Annotated in this window: 21 protein-coding genes and 1 pseudogene; 16 read left to right on the forward strand and 6 right to left on the reverse strand. The window is 43.7% G+C overall.

The window, feature by feature from the left end; genetic code table 11:
- Nucleotides 1-48 precede the first annotated feature (48 nt).
- The 12 genes from benA (at nucleotide 49) to pcaD (ending at nucleotide 12,830) form a co-directional block, all read left to right on the forward strand.
- Nucleotides 49-1,434: a benzoate 1,2-dioxygenase large subunit gene (benA, locus tag L3D27_RS00875; RefSeq protein ID WP_432481308.1), complete on the forward strand. Its 1,386-nt coding sequence runs from the start codon at nucleotides 49-51 to the stop codon at nucleotides 1,432-1,434.
- A complete protein-coding gene (gene benB, locus L3D27_RS00880) occupies nucleotides 1,431-1,940 on the forward strand; it encodes a benzoate 1,2-dioxygenase small subunit (protein ID WP_432481310.1) in 510 nt (169 codons plus the stop codon). Before benA ends, benB begins: the two co-directional genes overlap by 4 nt.
- A 208-nt stretch (nucleotides 1,941-2,148) precedes the next feature.
- Nucleotides 2,149-3,159 carry a benzoate 1,2-dioxygenase electron transfer component BenC gene (gene benC, locus L3D27_RS00885; RefSeq protein WP_432481311.1) on the forward strand — a complete coding sequence of 337 codons (1,011 nt, stop codon included), beginning with the start codon at nucleotides 2,149-2,151 and terminating at the stop codon, nucleotides 3,157-3,159.
- 116 nt (nucleotides 3,160-3,275) lie between these two features.
- Entirely contained in the window at nucleotides 3,276-4,472 is a 1,197-nt protein-coding gene (locus tag L3D27_RS00890) for a M20 aminoacylase family protein (protein WP_373628009.1), read from the forward strand.
- A gap of 19 nt (nucleotides 4,473-4,491) precedes the next feature.
- Nucleotides 4,492-5,886 carry an MFS transporter gene (locus L3D27_RS00895; RefSeq protein ID WP_373628008.1) on the forward strand — a complete coding sequence of 465 codons (1,395 nt, stop codon included), beginning with the start codon at nucleotides 4,492-4,494 and terminating at the stop codon, nucleotides 5,884-5,886.
- Nucleotides 5,887-5,963: 77 nt separating this feature from the next.
- Complete coding sequence (locus L3D27_RS00900) at nucleotides 5,964-6,764, forward strand: 1,6-dihydroxycyclohexa-2,4-diene-1-carboxylate dehydrogenase (RefSeq protein WP_284673835.1); 801 nt, start codon at nucleotides 5,964-5,966, stop codon at nucleotides 6,762-6,764.
- Between the two features lie 44 nt (nucleotides 6,765-6,808).
- Nucleotides 6,809-7,990 (forward strand): benzoate/H(+) symporter BenE family transporter, encoded by a 1,182-nt coding sequence (locus L3D27_RS00905; protein WP_432481313.1) that lies wholly within the window; start codon nucleotides 6,809-6,811, stop codon nucleotides 7,988-7,990.
- 55 nt (nucleotides 7,991-8,045) lie between these two features.
- Nucleotides 8,046-9,446 carry an SLC13 family permease gene (locus tag L3D27_RS00910; RefSeq protein WP_432481314.1) on the forward strand — a complete coding sequence of 467 codons (1,401 nt, stop codon included), beginning with the start codon at nucleotides 8,046-8,048 and terminating at the stop codon, nucleotides 9,444-9,446.
- Between the two features lie 19 nt (nucleotides 9,447-9,465).
- A complete protein-coding gene (locus tag L3D27_RS00915) occupies nucleotides 9,466-10,152 on the forward strand; it encodes a 3-oxoacid CoA-transferase subunit A (RefSeq protein ID WP_284673838.1) in 687 nt (228 codons plus the stop codon).
- Between the two features lie 11 nt (nucleotides 10,153-10,163).
- Entirely contained in the window at nucleotides 10,164-10,814 is a 651-nt protein-coding gene (locus L3D27_RS00920) for a 3-oxoacid CoA-transferase subunit B (protein WP_284673839.1), read from the forward strand.
- A gap of 23 nt (nucleotides 10,815-10,837) precedes the next feature.
- Nucleotides 10,838-12,043 carry a 3-oxoadipyl-CoA thiolase gene (gene pcaF, locus L3D27_RS00925; RefSeq protein ID WP_284674539.1) on the forward strand — a complete coding sequence of 402 codons (1,206 nt, stop codon included), beginning with the start codon at nucleotides 10,838-10,840 and terminating at the stop codon, nucleotides 12,041-12,043.
- A gap of 10 nt (nucleotides 12,044-12,053) precedes the next feature.
- Nucleotides 12,054-12,830 carry a 3-oxoadipate enol-lactonase gene (gene pcaD, locus L3D27_RS00930; protein WP_284673840.1) on the forward strand — a complete coding sequence of 259 codons (777 nt, stop codon included), beginning with the start codon at nucleotides 12,054-12,056 and terminating at the stop codon, nucleotides 12,828-12,830.
- A gap of 114 nt (nucleotides 12,831-12,944) precedes the next feature.
- Here pcaD and L3D27_RS00935 read toward each other — a convergent pair whose 3' ends face one another.
- The 3 genes and pseudogenes from L3D27_RS00935 to L3D27_RS00945 form a co-directional block, all read right to left on the reverse strand.
- Nucleotides 12,945-13,457, reverse strand: a complete 513-nt coding sequence (locus L3D27_RS00935) for an IS3 family transposase (protein WP_284673841.1) — start codon at nucleotides 13,455-13,457, stop codon at nucleotides 12,945-12,947.
- The gene (locus L3D27_RS00940) at nucleotides 13,418-13,744 is read right to left on the reverse strand and encodes an IS3 family transposase (protein ID WP_284673842.1); all 327 of its coding nucleotides are present in this window, start codon (nucleotides 13,742-13,744) and stop codon (nucleotides 13,418-13,420) included. Before L3D27_RS00940 ends, L3D27_RS00935 begins: the two co-directional genes overlap by 40 nt.
- A gap of 32 nt (nucleotides 13,745-13,776) precedes the next feature.
- Nucleotides 13,777-14,064: pseudogene (locus L3D27_RS00945) on the reverse strand (transposase); the annotation flags it as partial.
- Nucleotides 14,065-15,171: 1,107 nt separating this feature from the next.
- Here L3D27_RS00945 and L3D27_RS00950 point away from each other — a divergent pair.
- Complete coding sequence (locus L3D27_RS00950) at nucleotides 15,172-15,297, forward strand: hypothetical protein (protein WP_284673844.1); 126 nt, start codon at nucleotides 15,172-15,174, stop codon at nucleotides 15,295-15,297.
- A 488-nt stretch (nucleotides 15,298-15,785) separates the two neighbouring features.
- Nucleotides 15,786-17,330, forward strand: a complete 1,545-nt coding sequence (locus tag L3D27_RS00955; protein ID WP_284673845.1) for a peptide MFS transporter — start codon at nucleotides 15,786-15,788, stop codon at nucleotides 17,328-17,330.
- A 135-nt stretch (nucleotides 17,331-17,465) separates the two neighbouring features.
- Here L3D27_RS00955 and asd read toward each other — a convergent pair whose 3' ends face one another.
- Nucleotides 17,466-18,305 (reverse strand): archaetidylserine decarboxylase, encoded by an 840-nt coding sequence (gene asd, locus L3D27_RS00960; protein ID WP_432481316.1) that lies wholly within the window; start codon nucleotides 18,303-18,305, stop codon nucleotides 17,466-17,468.
- 150 nt (nucleotides 18,306-18,455) lie between these two features.
- Here asd and dtd point away from each other — a divergent pair, with 150 nt between their 5' ends.
- Nucleotides 18,456-18,908: a D-aminoacyl-tRNA deacylase gene (dtd, locus tag L3D27_RS00965; RefSeq protein WP_373628001.1), complete on the forward strand. Its 453-nt coding sequence runs from the start codon at nucleotides 18,456-18,458 to the stop codon at nucleotides 18,906-18,908.
- Between the two features lie 57 nt (nucleotides 18,909-18,965).
- Here the strand turns inward: dtd and L3D27_RS00970 are convergent, their stop codons facing one another.
- On the reverse strand, nucleotides 18,966-20,360 hold the full coding sequence (locus tag L3D27_RS00970) for a D-amino acid dehydrogenase (protein WP_432481317.1): 1,395 nt from the start codon (nucleotides 20,358-20,360) through the stop codon (nucleotides 18,966-18,968).
- Nucleotides 20,293-21,030: a YgfZ/GcvT domain-containing protein gene (locus L3D27_RS00975; protein WP_432481318.1), complete on the reverse strand. Its 738-nt coding sequence runs from the start codon at nucleotides 21,028-21,030 to the stop codon at nucleotides 20,293-20,295. Before L3D27_RS00975 ends, L3D27_RS00970 begins: the two co-directional genes overlap by 68 nt.
- Before the next feature lie 164 nt (nucleotides 21,031-21,194).
- Between L3D27_RS00975 and L3D27_RS00980 the strand changes: the two genes are divergently transcribed.
- Nucleotides 21,195-21,533 (forward strand): zinc ribbon domain-containing protein YjdM, encoded by a 339-nt coding sequence (locus tag L3D27_RS00980; protein WP_284673849.1) that lies wholly within the window; start codon nucleotides 21,195-21,197, stop codon nucleotides 21,531-21,533.
- The last annotated feature ends 18 nt before the right edge of the window (nucleotides 21,534-21,551 follow it).

The following is a 21,551-nucleotide window of genomic DNA, read 5'->3' on the forward strand; positions in this document are numbered from 1 at the left end:
TTTCATTTAAATTGTATTTGACCCCAGCTTGTGCAAGGAGAAAATAAAATGCCAAAGATTCCTGTTGTCAATACCAGTCATTTAGACCGCATTGACGAGCTTTTAGTAGAAAATCCAGAAACTGGCGAATATAAAGTTCATCGCTCTGTATTTACCGACCAAACTTTATTTGATTTGGAAATGAAATATATCTTTGAGGGCAACTGGGTGTATTTGGCACATGAAAGCCAAATTCCAGAAATCAACGATTATTATACGACTTATATTGGTCGCCAACCAATCATCATTGCTCGCAACAAAGATGGCGAATTAAATGCGATGATTAACGCCTGTTCACATCGTGGGGCTCAGCTTTGCCGTTACAAAAAAGGCAACAAATCCTCCTATACCTGCCCATTTCACGGTTGGACATTTAACAACTCTGGCAAACTTTTAAAAGTCAAAGACCCTAAAGACGCAGGTTATCCTGAAAGTTTTAATAAAGACGGTTCGCACGATTTGAAAAAAGTCGCTCGTTTTGAAAGCTACAAAGGCTTTTTGTTTGGCAGTTTAAATCCTGATGTCCTGCCACTTGAAGAATATCTTGGTGAAGCGACCAAAATCATTGACATGATTGTCGGTCAAGCTCAAGATGGCTTAGAGGTGCTTCGTGGTTCATCAACTTATACTTATGAGGGCAACTGGAAACTGACCGCCGAAAATGGTGCGGACGGCTACCATGTTTCCGCGGTGCATTGGAATTACGCTGCCACCACCCAACAAAGAAAAGAAAAACAAGCAGGGGCGGACAATATCCGTGCCATGAGTGCAGGCGGTTGGGGCAAACAAGGCGGTGGCTCATACGGTTTTGAACATGGGCATATGCTTCTTTGGACACAATGGGCAAACCCAGAAGACCGTCCAAACTACGCCCAATACGACACTTATAAAGAGCTCTACGGCGAGGCGATGGCAAAATGGATGATTGAGCGGTCTCGCAATCTATGCTTATACCCTAACGTATATCTGATGGATCAATTTGGATCCCAAATCCGGGTACTGCGTCCGATTAGCGTTAATAAAACTGAAGTAACCATTTATTGTATCGCACCTGTGGGTGAGGATGCAGAGGCTCGCCAAAGACGTATTCGCCAATATGAAGATTTCTTTAATGCATCAGGTATGGCGACCCCAGATGATCTAGAGGAGTTCCGCTCTTGCCAGGTGGGCTATGCCGGAATTGAGCTTGAATGGAATGACATGTGTCGTGGAGCAACTCATTGGGTGCATGGACCTGATGAGGTTGCTGATGAAATCGGATTAAAGCCTAAACTAAGCGGTGTCAAAACCGAAGATGAGGGATTGTATTTAGCACAGCACGAGCATTGGATAGAAATGATGAAGCGTGCCATTTCTAATGAACGCAAGCTTGAAAAACATGGAGAAGTTGCATGAATAATGTACCAGTAGTATCAGCAGAATTACAGAATAAAATCAGTCAGTTTTTGTATCAAGAAGCTCGCTTTTTGGACGATGAGCAGTGGGACGATTGGCTAAACTGTTATGCTCCAGAAGCATCTTTTTGGATGCCAGCATGGGACGATGATGATACCCTCATCACAGACCCAATGGCGGAAATTTCCTTGATTTATTACCCAGATCGTCAAGGGTTAGAAGACCGAGTGTTTCGTATCAAAACTGAGCGTTCATCAGCAACCATTCCCGATACTCGCACAAGCCACAATATTAACAACATTGAGGTAGAAAGTGTAGAAGGTATCAAGGCAACGGTACGCTTTAATTGGCATACGCTTAGTTTTCGCTATAAGACGATTTCTCAGCATTTTGGTATGTCTCGTTACGAAATTGATATTTCGGACGATGATTTTAAGATTTTAAGTAAATATGTTGTATTAAAAAATGATTATATTCATCAAGTGATTGATGTTTATCATATCTAATCCACATACTTCTTAATGGTGCGTGGGTTTGACAAGAAGTGCAGTTAATTAAGTTGGACCCATTCACTCCAGAAGCATTTGATGTATTTAGACTGATGAAGCTGTTTAATTGTTTTAAAATAATTATTCTAACATTAGTCATCTAATGTTATTACCAAAACTAGCTAGTTGCCAGTTTATTAATTTTTTTAAGATAAGGATATTAGCCATGTATAATGTTGCTTTACAGTTTGAAGATGGGGTTACACGTTTTATTCAAGTGGGGGAAGGGGAAGTCTTATCTGATGCTGCTTATCGCCAAAAAATGAACATTCCGCTAGATTGCCGAGACGGAGCGTGTGGCACTTGCCGAGCTTTTTATGAGTCTGGGACTTATGACATGGATGGCGACATGTACATTGAGGACGCCCTAAGCCCTGAAGATGCTGAAAAAGGCTATGTTTTGGCGTGTCAATGTTATCCAACTTCAGATTCGGTCATTCAGATTTTGGCAAGTTCTGCTGTGTGCAAAACCCAAATCCATGCTTTTAGTGGTACGCTGACCGATTTACAAAAAGTCTCCGATAGCACCATTTGTTTTGAAATTGAATTGGATAACAATGAACCAGAAATCAGCTTTTTGGCAGGGCAATATGTTAATGTGAAAATTCCAAACACTGATGAAACTCGTTCTTATTCTTTCAGTTCAAAGCCAAACGACCGCAAAACCAGCTTTGTGGTGCGAAATGTCCCCAATGGCAAGATGAGTTCGTTCTTGGCAAATACCGCCAAAGTGGGCGACAAAATGAGCTTTACAGGACCTTTTGGCAGTTTTTATCTGCGTCCGATGGTTCGCCCAACACTGTTTTTGGCAGGTGGTACGGGGATTGCGCCGTTTTTATCCATGCTTAAAGTGCTTGACGAAAAAGGTTCGGATTTTCCTATTCGCATGGTGTTTGGCGTGACCAATGATGAGGATTTGGTCGGCATTGATGCGCTAGATGACTCTAAGGCGAAACATGACTGGTTTGATTATCGTACAGTTGTGGTCAATGAGATGTCCACCCATGAGCGTAAAGGCTATGTCACTGCTCATATTGATGATGACTGGCTAAATGGCGGCGATGTGGATATTTATCTGTGTGGACCTGTGGCAATGGTTGATTCGGTGCGTGATTGGTTGGAAGTTCAGAACATCACGGCGCAAAACTTCTTGTTTGAGAAGTTCTCAGCCAATTAAGATGGCGGCAAAATGGATTGCTTGTAAATTTCATAAAAGTCATTAAAATCTTTTTTACCCCTAGTGGTCAGTACCTAATGGCTGAAATTTGTCATCATCTATCAAAAGGAGTAAATATGTCCCTGTCTAATACCATTGCTATAAACCCGCAGCATTTGAGTGATTTGATGAGCGAACAGGCGTTTTTTGCGAACATTCGCCAAACCATCCACCAAAATCCTGAGCTGGGTTTTGAAGAGGTTGAAACCAGTAATCTCATCGCCAAGTACCTGACCGAATGGGGCTATACGCTACATCGTGGACTTGCCAAAACAGGCATTGTCGCCACCCTAAAAAACGGTAACGGCGATAAAGTCATCGGACTGCGTGCCGACATGGACGCTTTGCCCATCGTGGAAAAGACGGGCAAACCTTATGCCAGCCAAGTCGCAGGCAAATTTCATGGCTGTGGGCATGACGGACACAGCACCATTTTGCTTGCTTGTGCCAAACAGCTTGCCAAAACTCGCAATTTTAATGGTACGGTGCATTTGATTTTTCAGCCTGCTGAAGAGCTGCTTTATGGCGGTCGTGTCATGTTAGAGGACGGCTTGTTTGACAAATTTCCTTGCGATGTGATTTTTGCCATGCACAACATGCCACGCCTAGCGACAGGCGAGTTTTATTTTAAAACTGGGGCGGTCATGGCGTCCTCCGACACTTTGCATGTCCATGTCAAAGGCGTGGGCAGTCATGGGGCGATGCCTGAATACGGCATTGATGCGACTTTGGTGGCGTGTCATATCGCCATTGCCCTCCAAAGCATTGTCTCTCGCAATGTCAGTCCGCTTGAGCAAGCGGTGATTACGGTGGGGCAACTCACCTCTGGCAATGTCCCCAATGTGGTCAATGATTCTGCCCTGTTAAAATTAAGCGTTCGCACCCTAAATGCTGAAGTGCGCAAAAAGGTGCTATCTCGCATTACAGAAGTGGTGGAATTTCAAGCCAAAAGTTTTGGAGCAAGTGCCGAAGTCGAACATATCAACGGCTGTCCGCCCACCGTCAATGGCAGTGATGCGACCGAATTTGCCGTCAAAGTCGCCCAAAATTTGGTGGGCGAGGACAAAGTGCATACAGGCATTGCTCCGCTTATGGGAAGCGAGGATTTTGCCTTTATGCTAGAGGCTAACCCCAACGGCAATTACTGCTTTGTCGGCAATGGGGGTGGTGATTCTGCGTGCATGGTGCATCACCCAGAATACGATTTTAATGATGAGATTATCGCTACGGCTGGGGCGTACTTTTGTGGTCTTGTGGAAAACTATTTGAAGTGATTTAAAAAAAGGATTTTTTATGACAACAACACAAACACAAAATGGGTTTCGTGGCAACGACAAACTGCTCATCGGCATGGTGCTGGGGGTTTTGACCTTTTGGCTGTTTTATCAGTCGATGTTTAATGTCGTGCCGTCCATTCAAAAAGATTTGGGCATGTCAGATACCTCACTCAATGCGGTGATTAGCTTAGGCTCGCTGTTTTCTGGCTGTTTTATCATTTTAATGGGCGGATTGGCGGATAAATTTGGGCGAGTGCGTTTGACTTATGTGGGCTTTACTCTAAACATCATCGCCTGTTTGGTGCTGTATTTTAGCACCAATCCTTTCATCTTTGGGCTTGGGCGAGTGCTTCAAGGTCTGTCGTCCGCCTGTATCATGCCAGCGACTTTGTCCATCATCAAAAATTATTATCACGGAGCCGAACGACAAAGGGCGTTTAGCTTTTGGTCGATTGGCTCGTTCGGTGGTTCAGGGCTTTCGTCTTTTGTCGGTGGGGCAATCGCCACGAGCATGGGCTGGAAAAGCATTTTCTTGTTGTCAATCGCCATTTCGGTGGTCGGTATGCTTCTCATCAAAGGCACGCCAGAGAGCAAATCGCACGAGGTTTCTACCAGTCGTTATGACTATGTGGGGCTGTTTAGCTGTGTGATTGGGCTTTTGTGTTTAAATTTGCTCATCACCAAAGGGTTTGGGCTTGGGTTTACGAATGGTTTTACGCTAACCATGCTCGCTGGGGCGGTGGTGATGGGGATTGTGTTTTTTCGCACCGAAATCAAGAAAAAACATCAGGCATTTTTGGATTTTTCGCTGTTCAACAGTCGTGGTTATAGTGGGGCGTGTTTGTCCAACTTCTTATTAAACTGCATGGCAGGCACGATTATCATTATCAATACCTATTTGCAAAAAGGACATGGCTTGACTGCATTTCAAGCAGGGGTCAAATCTTTGGGCTATGTCGTCATGGTCATGATTATGATTCGTGTGAGCGAAAAACTGCTACAAAAATTCGGCTACAAAACCCCAATGTGGCTCGGCACGGCAATCACGGCGGTTGGAGCATTGGGGCTGTCCATGACCTTTGTGTCGCATGAAGTGTATATGTGGTGGGTCATTGTGTCTTTTGCGGTGTTTGGCTTTGGTTTGGGTTGTTATTCTACCCCTGCGGCGGACTGTGCGATGGTCAATGTACCTCTTGATAAAGCAGGCGTGGCGGCAGGTGTGTTTAAAATGGCAAGTGCTTTGGGTGCGTCCTTTGGCATCGCCACAGGAGCGACTATTTTTAGCACCTTTAAGGATGCTGGCGTGCATTTGGCAGGTCAATATGCCCTCTTGACGATGGTGGCTTTTGGTGTACTAGCAACATTGGCAGTGCTGGTAATGATTCCTAAAAAGACTGCGCAATCGGTTTAACGCCGCTATGTAGGGATTTAAAAGACCCTTCTATTTTAAATCAAAGCATGACAACATGAAGTATAACAGGAGTAATCATGTCGAGAACCAAGCGTTTTAAAGATAAGGTGGTGATTGTGACAGGTGCAGCTCAGGGAATTGGGCGTGGCGTGGCTTTGCAAGTCGCCAAAGAGGGGGCAAATGTGGTGCTGGTGGATTTTTCGGATTTTGTGCAAGAAACCGCCGATGAGATTGCCAAATTACAAAAAACTGGCAAAAAGGGCGATCATCTCATCGTCAAAGCCGATTTGGAACAGTATGCAGGAGCCCAAGAAGTTGCCAAGCAAACCCTTGAAAAATTTGGTCGTATTGATGTGCTGATTAACAATGTCGGTGGGGCGATTTGGATGAAGCCGTTTGAGGAATTTGCCGAAAATGAAATCATCAAAGAAATCAACCGCTCGTTGTTTCCAACTTTGTGGTGTTGTCATGCGGTGCTACCTTGTATGATTAGCCAGCAGTCAGGCGTGATTGTCAATGTGTCGTCCATCGCCACTCGTGGCATTCATCGCATTCCTTATTCTGCGGCAAAAGGCGGGGTAAATGCCTTGACCGCAAGTTTGGCATTTGAACACGCCAAAGACGGCATTCGTGTCAATGCGGTGGCGACAGGCGGTACAGACGCTCCGCCACGCAAAATCCCAAGAAACACCAATCCCCAAAGCGAGGACGAAAAACGCTGGATGCAAGAGGTGGTTGAACAAACCATTGACCGCACCTTTTTGGGGCGTTATGGCACGATCGACGAGCAGGTTAATGCGATTTTGTTTTTGGCGTCCGATGAGTCGTCCTATATGACAGGCGCGGTCATGCCTGTGGGCGGTGGCGATCAAGGATAGCTTTTTACCCATCACTGGAAAAATATGGCTGACACGGAGTGTGGATGATGAGCGTATTTAGGGATTTTAAGCAAGATTTTTCTTTGTCGGCAATGGTGGCGGGTTTGCTTGCGGTAACGATTTCTTACGCAGGACCGTTGGTGATATTTTTTCAGGTGGGGCAGTCGGCAGGTGTGGATAACGCCATGATGATTTCATGGATTTGGGCGGTGTCAATTAGCTCGGCAGTTGGCAGTATTTTTTTATCTTTACGCCACAAAGTGCCGATTTTGCTCGCTTGGTCAATCCCTGGAACGGCACTTTTGGTCAGCCTGTTTCCCAGCATTAGCCTTAATGAAGCAGTGGGGGCGTATCTCATCGCAGGCGTGATGAGCCTTGCCATTGGCATGAGTGGCTATTTTGATAAGGTATTGCATTGCATTCCGCAGGGCATTGCAGGTGGTATGATGGCAGGGATTTTGTTTGGTTTTGGCGTGGGAGCGTTTTTGTCATTTAGCAGTGAACCGATGTTAGCCTGTGCCATGCTGGCAAGTTTTTTGGTTGCCAAACGCTTTTTGCCTCGTTATGCGATTGTGTGGGTGCTTTTGATAGGGCTTTTGGTGGCGTGGTTATTGGGACTCATAAATGGTAGCCAAGCTTTTGAATTGAGTGTTGCCAAGCCCATATTTATCGCCCTAGAATTCTCGTGGCAGGCAGTGTTTAATTTGGCATTGCCGTTGGTGATTTTAAATTTAACAGGGCAATTTTTACCTGGAATGGCACTCATTAAGCTTAATAATTATCAAGTATCCAGCCAGCCCATCATCAATAGTGCAAGCCTACTGTCGCTCGCTGTGGCGGTGTTTGGGGGCATTAGTATTGTGCTGGCGGCGGTAACATCGGCTTTGTGCATGGGCAAAGATTGCCACGAAAACTCTGACAAACGCTACATCGGCGGTGTGTTTAATGGCGTGTTTTATCTGGTGGGGGCGGTGTTTGCAGGTTCTTTGGTGGGCTTGTTTGCCATGCTTCCCAAAAGTTTAATCGCCATGCTGGCAGGCTTGGCGTTGCTTGGGGCATTATTGACCAATCTTGGCATTGCCATGCAACACAGCGAACAAAAAGAGCCTGCGTTAATCACCTTTTTGGTAACAGCCTCAGGCATGAGCTTGTTTGGGCTAAGTTCGGTGTTTTGGGGCATTGTATTTGGCATGGCGAGTTTTTATTTTTATAAGCTGAGATGGTAAAAATAAAAAGGATTGATTTATTGATGTGGTAAATGATTTGGCAATGGAGTGAATTATGGCGCAACAAAACGAAACTTTGTATCAAGGAGGTTTTGCCAAAACCCCAAAAAAGATCTATCGTGGCATTGGTATTATTTCCATAGCAGCAGTCGTTGCCTATCTTTTATATGCTGTGATTTTACCATTTGATGCTAATGCCAATAAAGGGCTTGCCATTTTGTTTTTTATTGGGGTGTTATGGTTGACTGAAGCAGTGCATATCACCGCAACAGCTCTGTTTGTTCCTGTTTTGGCGGTATTGGCTGGTGTGCCAGAATTTAATACCAAGTCGGCGTTTGCTAATTTTGCGGATCCAATTATTTATGTGTTTGTCGGCGGGTTTGCGCTAGCAGCAGCGTTAAGTGTGCAAAAACTTGACCGAAAAATTGCCCTTTGGATTATGCGTCTATCAAATGGACATTTGGGACGAGCGGTAATGATGATGTTTTTGGCGACCGCAGGACTGTCGATGTGGATTAGTAATACCGCCACAGCGGCGATGATGGTGCCATTGTCACTGGGGTTGCTTACACAGCTTGATAGAGAAAAAGACAGAAATACCTGCATTTTCATCTTGCTTGGTGTGGCCTATTCGGCAGGGATTGGTGGCATTGGGCTGCTTGTGGGTTCACCACCCAATGGCATTGCTGCCAAACAGCTTGGCATGGATTTTATGGATTGGCTAAAAGTGGCTTTACCATTACTTGTGGTGTTATTGCCCACCTTGATCGCTACCATGTATTTGATTTTAAAACCAAATTTGAATCAAAAAATCGTGGTTAGTGATGAAGAAATTCCTTGGACGCCTGCTAGAATTTTAACGATTGTTGTTTTTGTCATAACGGCGACCTGTTGGATTTTTGGTAAGCAGATTTCAGGGTATTTTGGTTTTGATAGCCCTGACACCATGATTGGTATGATGGGAGCCTTAAGTGTGATGGTACTTGGTCTTGCTACTTGGAAACAGGTCAGCGAGCGTACCGAATGGGGTGTTTTATTGTTGATTGGTGGCGGTTTTACCTTATCAAATGTGATGAAGCATTCAGGAGCTTCAGCGGTGCTGGGCGAACAACTTGCCACGCATTTGGCGGGTATGCCTGTGATTTTTATTATTTTTGTGACCGCTTGTTTTATGATTTTCTTGACTGAATTTACCAGCAATACAGGTTCAACCGCCTTGATGGTGCCAATTTTTGCGTCTGTTGCCACACAGCTTGGTTTGCCAAATGAGCTTTTGGTGATGGTTATTGCCATTGGTGCATCTTGTGCCTTTATGATGCCTGTTGCTGCCCCGCCTAATGGCATTGCTTTTGCTACGGGCTATATGGCTCAAAAAGAGATGGTAAAGGTCGGTTTTTTCTTAAACTGGGTTGCTATTGGAATTGTTACGCTGTGGGCGTATGTGTTGTTGATATAATTTTTAAAAGGAGTAAACAATGATTGATAAATCCAGCCAATCACTCACCCAGGTGATGAGTCAAATCAAAGACGGCTCAATCATTCTCATCGGCGGTTTTGGACCGGCAGGTCAGCCTACCGAGCTGATTGATGCACTCATTGATTGTAATGTCAAAGATTTGACAATTGTGAGTAACAATGCAGGCAATGGCGATTATGGATTGGCACGCCTGCTAAAAACAGGAGCGGTGAAAAAAATCATCTGCTCATTTCCTCGTCAAGCTGACTCGTATGTCTTTGATGAGTTGTATCGTGCCGGTAAGATTGAGCTTGAAGTTGTTCCGCAGGGCAATTTGGCTTGCCGTATTCAGGCGGCAGGTATGGGGCTTGGGGCGATTTATACGCCAACAGGGTTTGGTACACTGCTTGCCGAAGGTAAAGAGACTCGTCATATTGAGGGCAAGGATTATGTGCTTGAATACCCAATCAAAGCCGATTTTGCCCTTATCAAAGCCCATAAAGGCGACCGTTGGGGCAATTTGGTGTACAACAAATCGGCTCGTAATTTCGGTCCTATCATGGCAATGGCGGCTGATGTTACCATTGCTCAGGTGGGTGAAGTGGTAGAGCTTGGTGAGCTTGACCCTGAACACATCATCACGCCAGGTATCTTTGTGCAGCATATCGTTGAGCTAACCTCTGTAACGCACGCCATGACAGAATAAGGGAAAATATCATGACTTATCAAAAACTAAGCCGGGACCAAATCGCAAGCCGTATCGCCAAAGACATTCCAGAAGGGGCGTATGTCAATCTAGGTATAGGACTGCCAACCAAAGTGGCCAGCCACTTACCCAAAGACAAAGAGATTTTTTTACATTCTGAAAACGGTTTGCTCGCCTTTGGTCCGCCCCCAGAAGCGGGGCAAGAAGACCCAGAGCTTATCAATGCTGGTAAAGAGTTTGTTACCATGCTCACAGGTGGTTCGTTCTTTCATCATGGCGATTCGTTTACGATGATGCGTGGCGGTCATTTGGATATTTGTGTATTGGGTGCTTTTCAAGTTGATGAAGATGGCGACCTTGCCAACTGGCACACAGGCGAGAGTGATGCTATTCCTGCGGTAGGCGGAGCGATGGATTTGGCAGTGGGAGCAAAACAGGTGTTTGTTGCAACCGAACATACAACCAAAAAGGGCGACCCCAAAATTGTCAAAAACCTCACCTACCCAGTAACGGGCAAAAAATGCGTGGATAGAATCTACACTGACCTATGTGTGATTGATGTTACACCGGAGGGTCTAAAAGTCATTGAAAAAATTGAAGGTTTGGCTTTTGGGGAATTACAACGACTCACAGGGGCAAGTCTGATTGATGCAACCATTTAAATAAAAAATTAAGGGGAATTATGATGCAAAACGCTTATATTATTGATGCCATTCGCACACCATTTGGGCGTTATGGTGGGGCATTGTCAGGCATTCGTGCTGATGACTTGGGGGCAACTGTTATCAAGGCAATCATGGAACGCAATGGCAATGTAGATTTTAGTCAGGTTGATGATGTGATTTTTGGTTGTGCCAACCAAGCAGGTGAGGACAACCGCAATGTTGGTAGAATGTCTGCTCTACTGGCAGGAATGCCAACAACGGTACCTGCAACGACCATAAACCGTCTATGCGGTTCATCACTTGATGCCATTGCAACCGCCAATCGTGCCATTAAATCAGGCGAGATGAATCTCATCATCGCAGGTGGGGTGGAGAGCATGAGCCGAGCCCCTTTTGTGATGGGTAAGGCACAGACGGCGTTTGGGCGGTCTCATCAACTAGAAGATACCACGATGGGTTGGCGGTTTATTAACCCTAAACTAAAAGAGCTTTATGGCGTGGATACCATGCCACAGACCGCAGAAAATGTCGCCGAGCAGTTTAACATCAGCCGAGCAGACCAAGATAAATTTGCTCTAAGAAGCCAGACACTTACCAAAACCTCCCAAGATAAAGGTTTTTTTGATAAAGAAATCATTTCGGTGTCTATTCCACAAAAAAAGGGCGAGCCAATTTTGGTGGATAAAGATGAACACCCACGAGCCGATACAACCCAAGACGCTTTGGCAAAACTCAAACCTGTGGTTAAGCCAGATGGCACGGTTACCGCCGGCAATGCCTCAGGTATCAATGATGGGGCGTGTGCGGTACTGATAGCCTCTGATGAAACGGTAGAAAAATTTAATCTTGTCCCACGAGCCAAAATTATTGCTAGTACAACCGTTGGTATTGAGCCACGCATTATGGGTTTTGCCCCTGCTCCTGCCATTAAAAAACTGCTTGCCATGACTGGGCTTGGTCTTGATGACATGGACGTGATTGAGCTTAACGAGGCTTTTGCTGCCCAAGCCCTAGCGTGTACTCGTGAGTTAGGTTTGGCTGATGATGATAGCCGTGTCAATCCCAATGGCGGTGCGATTGCCTTAGGACACCCATTGGGTGCGTCAGGGGCAAGGCTGGTAACAACTGCTTTAAATCAGCTTGAACAGACAGGTGGTAAATATGCTCTATGCAGTATGTGCATTGGGGTGGGTCAAGGGATTGCGTTGATTATTGAGCGAGTTTAAGGGGTGCAATATGCCAATTTTTACCAATAATGAAGTCAGTTTAAATTACCAAACTTTTGGTGATAAGACAAAACCGGTCTTGATTTTTTCCAATTCATTGGGAACAAATCAAAACATGTGGCAAGCCCAAATTGACGCTCTACAAACAGACTTTTTTATTGTCTGTTATGACACACGTGGACATGGCGACAGCTCCACACCAGAGGGGAGCTACACCATAGCACAACTTGGGCAAGATGTGGTGGATTTGTTGGATTATCTTGACATTAGACAGGCGAATTTTTGTGGTATTTCTATGGGTGGTTTGACGGGTATCTGGCTTGCCATTCATCACCCAAGCTACTTTAATAAGATCATCGTCTCAAATACCGCCGCCAAAATTGGCAACCAAACCGCTTGGCAAGAACGAGCAGACAGCGTACGTGCTAATGGCTTGCAAGGCATTGCTGATACCGCCCCCAGCCGATGGTTTACTGATACTTTTATCAAAAACAACCCTGAGAATGTCAAACATCTTAGCCAAAACCTTGCCAAAGGCGACAAAGATGGTTATGCCAACTGTTGTGAAGCATTGGCGATTGCCGATTTGCGTGATGACCTAAAAGATTCGCAAGTGCCAATGCTGGTCATTACGGGCAGTGCTGACCCTGTAACCACTGTCGCCGATGGTGAATTTATTGTGGAGCATGCCCCCAATGCCAAACTTACCATTATTGAGGCTTCGCATATTGCTAATGTTGAGAAAGCAGAGGTATTTAATCAGACTATTAAATCTTTTTTAAATTAATTAAGGTTAGGTGAGGTAATTAGCATAGCTAAATTCAGCCTGTACCAGCCAGCTATTTTCAAACAACCTCTAAGAAGGTTTTGTTAAAAAACTGTCGTTCTTTTTCGACAGGGCTTAGGTAGTTATTAAAGCTGTGGGTCTGATTTGACTGTAATAGCCATGGATATAACTTGCCGAATCTACTTTTGCTTCATGAATGTTCTCATAGCCATGTTTTGGCATCCATTCGGTTTTAAAACTTCGAAAGAAACGTTCTGTTGGTGCATTATCCCAGCAATTGCCTTTTCTACTCATACTGTGTGTCATCTTACATCTGGCAATAGCATCGGCAAAGGTTCGACTGGTGTAATGCGTTCCTTGATCTGAATGAAATAACACACCAGTTGGTTGAAAGCGTATGGTATAAGCCATAGCCAATGCTTTAGTGGTCAGCTCAATGTTTGGACGATCACTCATGGCAAAGCCAATGATGTGTCTGGCATATAAATCCATCACCATTGCCAAATAACAAAATCCTGCTTTGTTGTGAATATACGTCACATCCGATACCCACACTTGATTGGGTGCAGCTGGTGCAAACTGTCGTTTTAGCAAGTTGTCATGCACTGTATGTGCTTGATCAGCCATACGATAGTGCGATGCTTGATGCTTTGGCGACTGATGAGTCCTTGTGCTCTCATTAATTGACGCGCTTTATAGCGTGTTAGTTTAATCTGATGAGCACGACTGACCATAGCAGCAATACTTCTAGATCCTGCCGATCCTTTAGAGCAATCAAAGGCTTGTTTTACCCATAAGCGTAGCTCAATCTCTTTGCGTGTTGGCAATCTGATTCTTTGCTTGGCATAATAAGTACTTCGGTAAATACCAAATAACTGACACAGCTTTGCTTTACTGATGCTGTATTGCCCCATCAATTGCTCTATTAGCGGGATAGTAAGTTGTCTTGAGCCAATAGAGCGGATGCCTTTTTTAAAATATCTCGCTCAAGTCTTAGCTGGGTATTTTCTTTACGAAGTCGTTCAAGCTCTCGTTGTTCTGGTGTTAGAGCATGACCTGTGGCTAATGGCTTGCCTTGAAGTTCAAGACGATAACGTTTAAGCCAGTTTTCTAAAGTAGATTTACCGATATCATATTGCTTAGCAACATCAACAACACGCTGATTCTGCTCTTCAATGAGTTTTACCATTTCTAGTTTAAATTCGGTGCTGTACTGCTTACGCTGTTTTGTCATGAGAGATTACTCCTAGTTTGGGGTAATATAACCTCTTATGGGGTTATCATTCTTAAGGGGGATGCAAATCCCCATGAATTCGACATTAGTCAGGGAGGCAAGTGCCAAAAAATATTCCCGTAATAAGTAAGCGTGACTATTGTTATTGGGCAATAAATGAGCCAATGCTAATCGGATATCATGCTCATCCATGTAGACTCTCCTCAATAAGATCAGCAAAGGTGGGCATGGGGATGTTCTTTGGGGCTTTGGCTAGATAGTAATCCCAGCTTTTCCTGCTAATATTTTTTGGTTAAAATTTTTTGAATGGTGGGCTTGCCACCGAGTATATCAATAACTGTACTAGAGGGGCATTCGGACAGTAATTTTGGGAAGATGTGCAAACTAACATTTGACACAAGAAACACGTCAAACAAATGATTCCAAGCCTTCTTATTGACTTCGTTATCGCTAAGCGTTACTTCCTTGACATAGATTTTATCCCCATTCTTTATTTTTAGGCAGGATGAAAAATTGGTATAGAAGTAATAGCGACTCTCTCGGTGAACTACTTCGATATAGGAAGTGTCAGAGGTGGAGAGTGGTAGATTGGCAGAATTTTCAATACAAATTGATAGCACTTTTTTGCATGTTGATGGACTATCAGATTGTCGTGGACAATTATCAATTTGACGTGCGTTTTTTTGTTAGCGGATTTTATTTTTTGTGTGCAATTAAAATTAGGTTGGTATAATTTTACCCTAAATTTAGGGTGTCTGCAACGACACAAAATTAAATAAATTATGTATTAGTAAATGAAAATATATTAAAAAAATTCCATCAAAAGCCTTTAAAATACTAGCTTTACATATAATATAGGTTTATATAATTTAGGTGGCTGACATTGCCAAGGTTGGGGTCGCGAGTTCGAATCTCGTTTCCCGCTCCAAATCTTAAAAAGCCTAAATCAAAAGATTTAGGCTTTTTTGTTATTTAGCCTGACTAAACTAGAAAAATTAATAAGATGTAACTTGAGTGCCATCATTTGCTAGCAGAATAACAATCTGGTGGGTCTAGCATGGGCATTCTCCAATGATGATAACTTAAAATTCATTGGCAACGACAGTGATGGATAATAAATTGATGGATGGTTTGGCGGTATCCTTAGATTATGACGCCCTTGCTTTTATTAACAAAATGGCAAAAGTTACTGACTTTGATAATCATACTTTTATTGTTCATTGCCACCGCTAGGCTAAATGATGAGATTGAGCGAATGATGAATAACCGATAGATAAATACGATAATGTTAGCTTTGCTGATGCAATGATTAATCAAGTGCAAGTTTCCATCAAAACATCATAAAAAATACAGCAAGATTATCAGCTTGTCAAAGCATTAGTAAGATTGACTGAGGATGGTTTTGATGTATAAATACAATCTTGACGGCATGTTAAGATTTAATTGTGACAAAAAGTGTTTGTTGGAGTCAAAATTGCATTGTTATCGTAAATTAGGCAGTTCGCTTCATCTGCCAAGACCGGATTTTAAAGCTGTTATACCCAAGATTATTAAGGATTTAATGCAAATAGTTATACAAAAGTAAGCCGATAACCATCACCAAATTTTTATAAAAATAAAAAGGAGTTACAGATTTTATTTTGGATTATGATACAATGTCTGGCATTCTTTTGCACCTTGCGTGCTTGTAATTCACCAACTGATTTAGGGATAAACAATTTATGAATGAAAATTCTAAATCAAGCGATTTTAAAACGCTTGACATCGCCTTTATGGGGCACCCAAAACCCTTGCGTTCTTTATTTTTCACTGAGATGTGGGAGCGTTTTTCTTATTATGGTATTCGTCCGCTTCTTGTATTGTTTATGACGGCGGCCATTGCACAAGGTGGCTTGGGTATTGACGATGCCAATGCGTCATCGATTTATGGTATTTTTGCTGGGTCAATGTATTTGATGCCGATTTTAGGAGGCTGGCTTGCCGATAATTGGCTTGGGCAGGAGCGAGCGTTGTGGTGGGGGAGTATCATCATTGCGTTAGGGCATTTGTCCATTGGTATGTCAGCATTTTTGTCTATTCAGTTTTTCTTTTTGGGGCTTGTGCTTTTAGTCATTGGCTCAGGATTATTTAAAACATGTATTTCAGTCATGGTTGGGGCATTATATGATAAAAATGACGCTAGGCGTGATGCAGGCTTTACACTATTTTATATGGGAATTAATTTAGGGGCGTTCTTAGCACCTTTAATTACAGGGATTTTTAAAGAGCAACAAATGTGGCACGCAGGCTTTACAGTGGGCGGTGTGGGCATGCTGATCTCTTTGGCAATTTATAAACTTTTTGGTAAAAAAAATCTCACCGAATTTGCTAACGCTAAAAATACAGCCGCCAGTTGGGAGCAGCCCAAGCAGGTGCGAGCCAATGTTGGTAAATTTGTTGGGGTTGGCGTCATTGCTTTATCAGCATTTATCATACTGGTGATGATGGGTGTGATAACGCTAAATCCTGTTTTGATTGCATCTGTTATGACCTATGTGATTGCAGGGTCGGTAAGCCTTTATTTTGCCTATTGTTTTGTGTCGCCAGTTTTTACCAAACCTGAAAAATTACGATTGCTTGTGTGCTTTTTGCTTGTGGTTGGTTCAACCTTTTTTTGGTCAAGTTTTGAGCAACAGCCAACCTCTTTTAATTTATTTGCTGAGCGTTATACTGATTTAAATGCTTTTGGCATGAAGATTCCTACTGTATGGTTTCAGTCGTTAAACTCTTTGTTTATTTTGGTATTTGCACCGATTGTGAGTATCATGTGGGTAAGACTTGCTGCCAAAAAAATCCAGCCTAACAGCATGGTTAAGTTTGCCTTAGGTATGTTTTTTGCCGCTGCAGGTTTTGTCCTAATGATTATTGCCAGTCAAGGCGTGGTGAATAACGGTGGCTTAGCATCGCCTTGGTGGCTTGTAGGTAGCTTGTTTTTATTGACAATTGGTGAGCTTATGTTAAGTCCTGCGGGACTATCTAGCATGACCAAACTTGCTCCCGACCGTATGCAGGGTGTGGTGATGGGATTATTTTTTGCATCTATTGCATTGGGCAGTCTTGTGGCATCATTCTCTGGTGGCTCGGTATCGGCAGATACGATTGAAAACTTGCCAAAACTATTCACCACACTGACCATTTTCTTAGTGGTGTGTGGCGTAATTTTAATAGCGGTGAGTCGTCCTGTAGCACGAATGTTGAAAGAAGCTGATAATAATGTAGAAATATAAAATATTAAAAATCCGCCTGAAGGCGGATTTTTTGATTAATACTGGTGTTATATTGATTAAGTATTATTAATAAATACTTGTGGGATTTATCATCTTATATGGTTAAGATGAAGACAGCAAAAAAAGATAATAAAACTAGTATAAGCTGTTCACCCGCCCAATCTTTTGCCCCATTTTTACGACCGACCTATGAATGAATTCATCGCCCCATACGGCATGGGCAGACTTTGGTAAGACGATGATGGCGGTAGAACCCAAGTAGAATCGTCCAAGTTCATCGCCTTTTTTTAGGGCGATGTCATGTGTGCGGTGCTGAATATAAGGCGTGCGTTTGATGTCGCCTGTTGCTACTGAGCTAATCCCTGCAACAATCATCGCTCCAACCAACACGACGAATGCACGCCCAAATTTGGTCTCAAATTCACACACCAAGCGTTCATTGCGAGCAAATAGGTCGGGTACATGTAAGGCGGTGGTGTTATTGACCGAAAACAGTGTTCCTGGCACATAGCGTGTGGCGACTAGTCGACCATCAAAAGGCATATGCACACGGTGATAGTTTGTTGGGGCAAGATAAATGGTGGCAAACGAGCCATCGGTAAACGCCTTGCCCACTTCAAAATCTGCCAATAACTGACCGACATCATAATCACGCCCCTTAGCTTGAATCAGCTGACCATGTTTGATGGCTCCAATCTGGCTGATTTTGCCGTCAGCAGGGCAAGCAATGCCATCTGGTGTGCTGTCTATGAGACGAGCACCTGCCTTTAACTCACGAGTAAAAAAGTCGTTGAAGCTGTCATAATCATCAAGACTGCCACGCTCGTATTCTGCCAAATCAATACCATAAGCACGGGCAAAGCCATGCACAAAGGCTTTTTTGATGATGGGGTTGTCGCTTTTGGCAAGATGACCTGCTACTTTAGATAATGTTTGTTGTGGGACGATGTTTTGGGCAAGCGTAAATAGGTTCATGGTATTTCCAATTGGTTAAATTGTTTTATTTTAACCGATATTTGCTATAATGGATATTTTTATTTGTATCACACCAAGCTAAGCGTCTAGGTATGCCTATCAGTGTCAATGATTGCTTAACCAAATATTTTTAACTGACAAGGTGAAAACATGAAAGCCTTAATTCAACGAGTCAAGTCTGCTCATGTGGCGGTAGATGGTCAAATCATCGGTAAAATTGATGCTGGCGTGCTTGCCTATATCGGTATTGGCAAAGAAGATGATAATGAGACAGCACGCAAGCTCATTGATAAGATTTTGACCTATCGAATTTTTGAAAATACCACCGAAGCTGACAAATTGGGCAAAATGGATAAATCCGTATCTGATGTTCAAGGTGGTTTATTGCTGGTTTCGCAATTTACGCTGATGGCTAAGACGGATAAGGGTCGCCGTCCTGATTTTGCTCCTGCCATGCCGCCAAGTGATGCAAAAGCATTATTTGAACAATTGGTGGATTATGCCAGATCGGTTTACCCTAATGTCCAAACTGGTGAATTTGGGGCAATGATGGCGGTCAGTAGCATCAATGATGGACCAATTAACTTTTTGTTGGAAGTGTAGTCTCTTTAGTCTGTCTCGCCCCAATTCGCTTAGCTGTCATTGTTTTGGTTGTTTGTGCTATTTATGACCGACAAAAGCAAAATCTACAGGCGGTGTTTGCCCTGTCATTAAGTACGATAACGCCTTTGCTGAACCGCACGCATGGGTAAAGCCAAGTGTGCCATGCCCTGTGTTTAGCCACAGATTATCAATCAGATTATCAGAAGTCCTGCCGTGCCAAACATTGCCCAAATAAGCACGCCCAATCAGTGGCACATTTGATGGGGTCATCGGACGCAGACCTGCCCAATAGTTCGGCTCGTCATAGTTTAGGGCATCACCAAACAGTGCTTGTACTCGCTGAGTTAGTGCCTGACAGCGAGTCGGGTCAAGGTCGGTATTATAGCCATTAAACTCTGCCGTGCCTGCCACACGCAAAACATCACGCTCATAAGTAGTAAAGCGACTCATCACCAGTTTGTATTCATCATCAATTAGACTAATCTGTGGCACTCGAGTGCCATCACGCACCGCATAAGTCGCTGAATAACCCTTAGCAGGAAAAATGGGCAGGTGTACGCCAATTGGGTCAAGTAGGCGTTTACCATAGCTTGCCAGACATATAACATAGTGGTCGCTTTGATGGGTCTGTTGGGTGATGCCTTGGCGAATTGTGATGTGGCTGATGTGTTTGTCATCTAAAGCGATGTTGTCAATGTGGGTGTCATAAAGAAAAGTTACGCCACGACTTTGACAATAGCTGGCAAGCTTATTGGTAAAAATATGGGCATTGGCAGACAGATCGGCATCTGTATAAGTCGCTCCAACAAGGGTACTGCCCAGTGCGGACAAGGAAGGTTCTAGAGCGACCGCTTCATTGGGCGAGATGAGTGTGCGATGACAGCCTAGTGTTTGCATGCGTTTGGTGGGAGCGATAGCGGATTGGTATTCGCTGACACTGGTATAAAAATGCATGATGCCCTGCAACCGTTGTTCAAAATCTAGTGGTAGGTTTGCCATCAGCTCTTTTAGAGTGCGTCTAGAATATAGCCCCAATTTGACCATTTGCTGTAAGTTGGCATCGGCACGGCTGGCACGACATTCTTGCAAAAATCGCCAGATAAAGCGTAGCTGTTCAGCATTGGTATTTAGTCGATATAATAGCGGTGCGTTTGGTTTGCTAAGCCATTTTAGTGCTTTTATTGGAGTGCTAGGGTTTGCCCAAGGAGTTGCATGGCACACTGAAATTTGCCCTCCATTGGCAAAACTCGTCTCCATTGCAGGCTGACTTTGACGGTCAATGACTGTAACATCAAAACCCGCCTCTAACAGATACCATGCACTTGTAACGCCTGTAACGCCTGCCCCGAGTACCGTAACACTGGGTTTGGCTGTCTGATGGGCATTAGCCACGAGATACACCACCTGTGAGTGGCTTGGGCAGGTCGAGCAGTTGCCCTGCTTGGGCAACATCTGTTGGTGTGCCGATGACTAGGCAGTCGTAACCGCCATCTACCGCAATGCCATTAACGATGTGTACTTTGCCGATTTTTTCGCCAGATATCACTGTGTTTGTTGTGTTGTCTAGGGTGTTAGCTGTTAGTAGCACACGGTGTAGGTATGCCTTAGGGCTGGCTTTAAAGTACAGTCGAGCGATGATTTCTTGTCCTAAGTAGCAACCTTTATCATAGTCCACTCCCCCGCGCTGATGCAGGCGAAGCTCTTGGGGTTGAAAAAGCCCTTGGGTGAAGGTGGTTATCCAATAGTTGCCTGTTTTGATGCTCAAGCCTGCCCAAGCATCAAAGTCGGCACAAGATGGATTGTTATCAAAGGTCGGTAAATTGTCTATGATGGCAGGATAAATGGCGATGGGCTTGGTTGTGGTAAATTTGGAGAAGACGCCGTATTTGTTGATATGGGCAACCAAATCTTCCATACAATCAGCACCAGTGATGAGCGTAAAGGTGTCATCACTGGTGCGAGCGACCCACAGTCCAAACCTGACTCGCCCCTTGAGATCGCTGATGGCACAAGCTTGGTATGCCTTGCTTAGCGTATCAACATTGACGGTCAGTTGACCTTGTAGGAATTTAGCGGCATCTTGACCTGTTAGGGTGATTGCTTGAAAATGTGTGGTTGTCATGGTGTTATTTCTGCGATGATGAAAATTGGAAAATATTAAAATCATGGTTTTTGTGCTTATTATTGTAGCATTTTTAGGTTAAGATTAACATTTTGTATTAACAAAAAACCGCTAAAGTCTGCTATACTAAACGATTATTTTTTTATGATGATTTAGGAATGACGATGAGCCTACCTACCTGCCCAAAATGCAATGAAGATTATACCTATGCCGATGGAGAGCTGTTGATTTGTCCAATGTGTAGCCACGAGTGGATCGCAGGGGAGTTACAAGCTGATGTACCTACCATCAAAGATGCGGTGGGCAATGTGCTTGCTGATGGCGATAGCGTAACTGTGATTAAGGATTTGAAGGTTAAAGGTTCGTCCACGCCAATTAAGGTTGGTACGAAAGTTAAATCCATTCGCCTGATTTATGATGCACCTGATGACCATGACATTGATTGTAAGGTTGATGGCTTTGGGGCGATGAAATTAAAATCATCTGTCGTAAAAAAGGCTTAATGCTTAACCATTATTTTA

The sequence above is a fragment of the Moraxella sp. ZY200743 genome, assembly GCF_050885545.1.
Lineage (GTDB): Bacteria > Pseudomonadota > Gammaproteobacteria > Pseudomonadales > Moraxellaceae > Moraxella > Moraxella haemolytica.

Excerpts from the sequence above, each read along its gene's own strand:
- L3D27_RS00975 (WP_432481318.1), bottom strand. The coding sequence starts at position 21,030 with ATGACAACCACACATTTTCAAGCAATCACCCTAACAGGTCAAGATGCC.
- L3D27_RS00900 (WP_284673835.1), top strand. The coding sequence starts at position 5,964 with ATGTCGAGAACCAAGCGTTTTAAAGATAAGGTGGTGATTGTGACAGGT.
- L3D27_RS00935 (WP_284673841.1), bottom strand. The coding sequence starts at position 13,457 with ATGGCTGATCAAGCACATACAGTGCATGACAACTTGCTAAAACGACAG.
- L3D27_RS00955 (WP_284673845.1), top strand. The coding sequence starts at position 15,786 with ATGAATGAAAATTCTAAATCAAGCGATTTTAAAACGCTTGACATCGCC.
- L3D27_RS00920 (WP_284673839.1), top strand. The coding sequence starts at position 10,164 with ATGACTTATCAAAAACTAAGCCGGGACCAAATCGCAAGCCGTATCGCC.
- dtd (WP_373628001.1), top strand. The coding sequence starts at position 18,456 with ATGAAAGCCTTAATTCAACGAGTCAAGTCTGCTCATGTGGCGGTAGAT.
- L3D27_RS00895 (WP_373628008.1), top strand. The coding sequence starts at position 4,492 with ATGACAACAACACAAACACAAAATGGGTTTCGTGGCAACGACAAACTG.
- L3D27_RS00940 (WP_284673842.1), bottom strand. The coding sequence starts at position 13,744 with ATGGGGCAATACAGCATCAGTAAAGCAAAGCTGTGTCAGTTATTTGGT.
- L3D27_RS00910 (WP_432481314.1), top strand. The coding sequence starts at position 8,046 with ATGGCGCAACAAAACGAAACTTTGTATCAAGGAGGTTTTGCCAAAACC.
- pcaF (WP_284674539.1), top strand. The coding sequence starts at position 10,838 with ATGCAAAACGCTTATATTATTGATGCCATTCGCACACCATTTGGGCGT.
- benC (WP_432481311.1), top strand. The coding sequence starts at position 2,149 with ATGTATAATGTTGCTTTACAGTTTGAAGATGGGGTTACACGTTTTATT.
- L3D27_RS00915 (WP_284673838.1), top strand. The coding sequence starts at position 9,466 with ATGATTGATAAATCCAGCCAATCACTCACCCAGGTGATGAGTCAAATC.
- L3D27_RS00905 (WP_432481313.1), top strand. The coding sequence starts at position 6,809 with ATGATGAGCGTATTTAGGGATTTTAAGCAAGATTTTTCTTTGTCGGCA.
- pcaD (WP_284673840.1), top strand. The coding sequence starts at position 12,054 with ATGCCAATTTTTACCAATAATGAAGTCAGTTTAAATTACCAAACTTTT.
- benB (WP_432481310.1), top strand. The coding sequence starts at position 1,431 with ATGAATAATGTACCAGTAGTATCAGCAGAATTACAGAATAAAATCAGT.
- L3D27_RS00980 (WP_284673849.1), top strand. The coding sequence starts at position 21,195 with ATGAGCCTACCTACCTGCCCAAAATGCAATGAAGATTATACCTATGCC.
- asd (WP_432481316.1), bottom strand. The coding sequence starts at position 18,305 with ATGAACCTATTTACGCTTGCCCAAAACATCGTCCCACAACAAACATTA.
- L3D27_RS00970 (WP_432481317.1), bottom strand. The coding sequence starts at position 20,360 with ATGTTGCCCAAGCAGGGCAACTGCTCGACCTGCCCAAGCCACTCACAG.
- L3D27_RS00950 (WP_284673844.1), top strand. The coding sequence starts at position 15,172 with ATGGATAATAAATTGATGGATGGTTTGGCGGTATCCTTAGATTATGAC.
- benA (WP_432481308.1), top strand. The coding sequence starts at position 49 with ATGCCAAAGATTCCTGTTGTCAATACCAGTCATTTAGACCGCATTGAC.
- L3D27_RS00890 (WP_373628009.1), top strand. The coding sequence starts at position 3,276 with ATGTCCCTGTCTAATACCATTGCTATAAACCCGCAGCATTTGAGTGAT.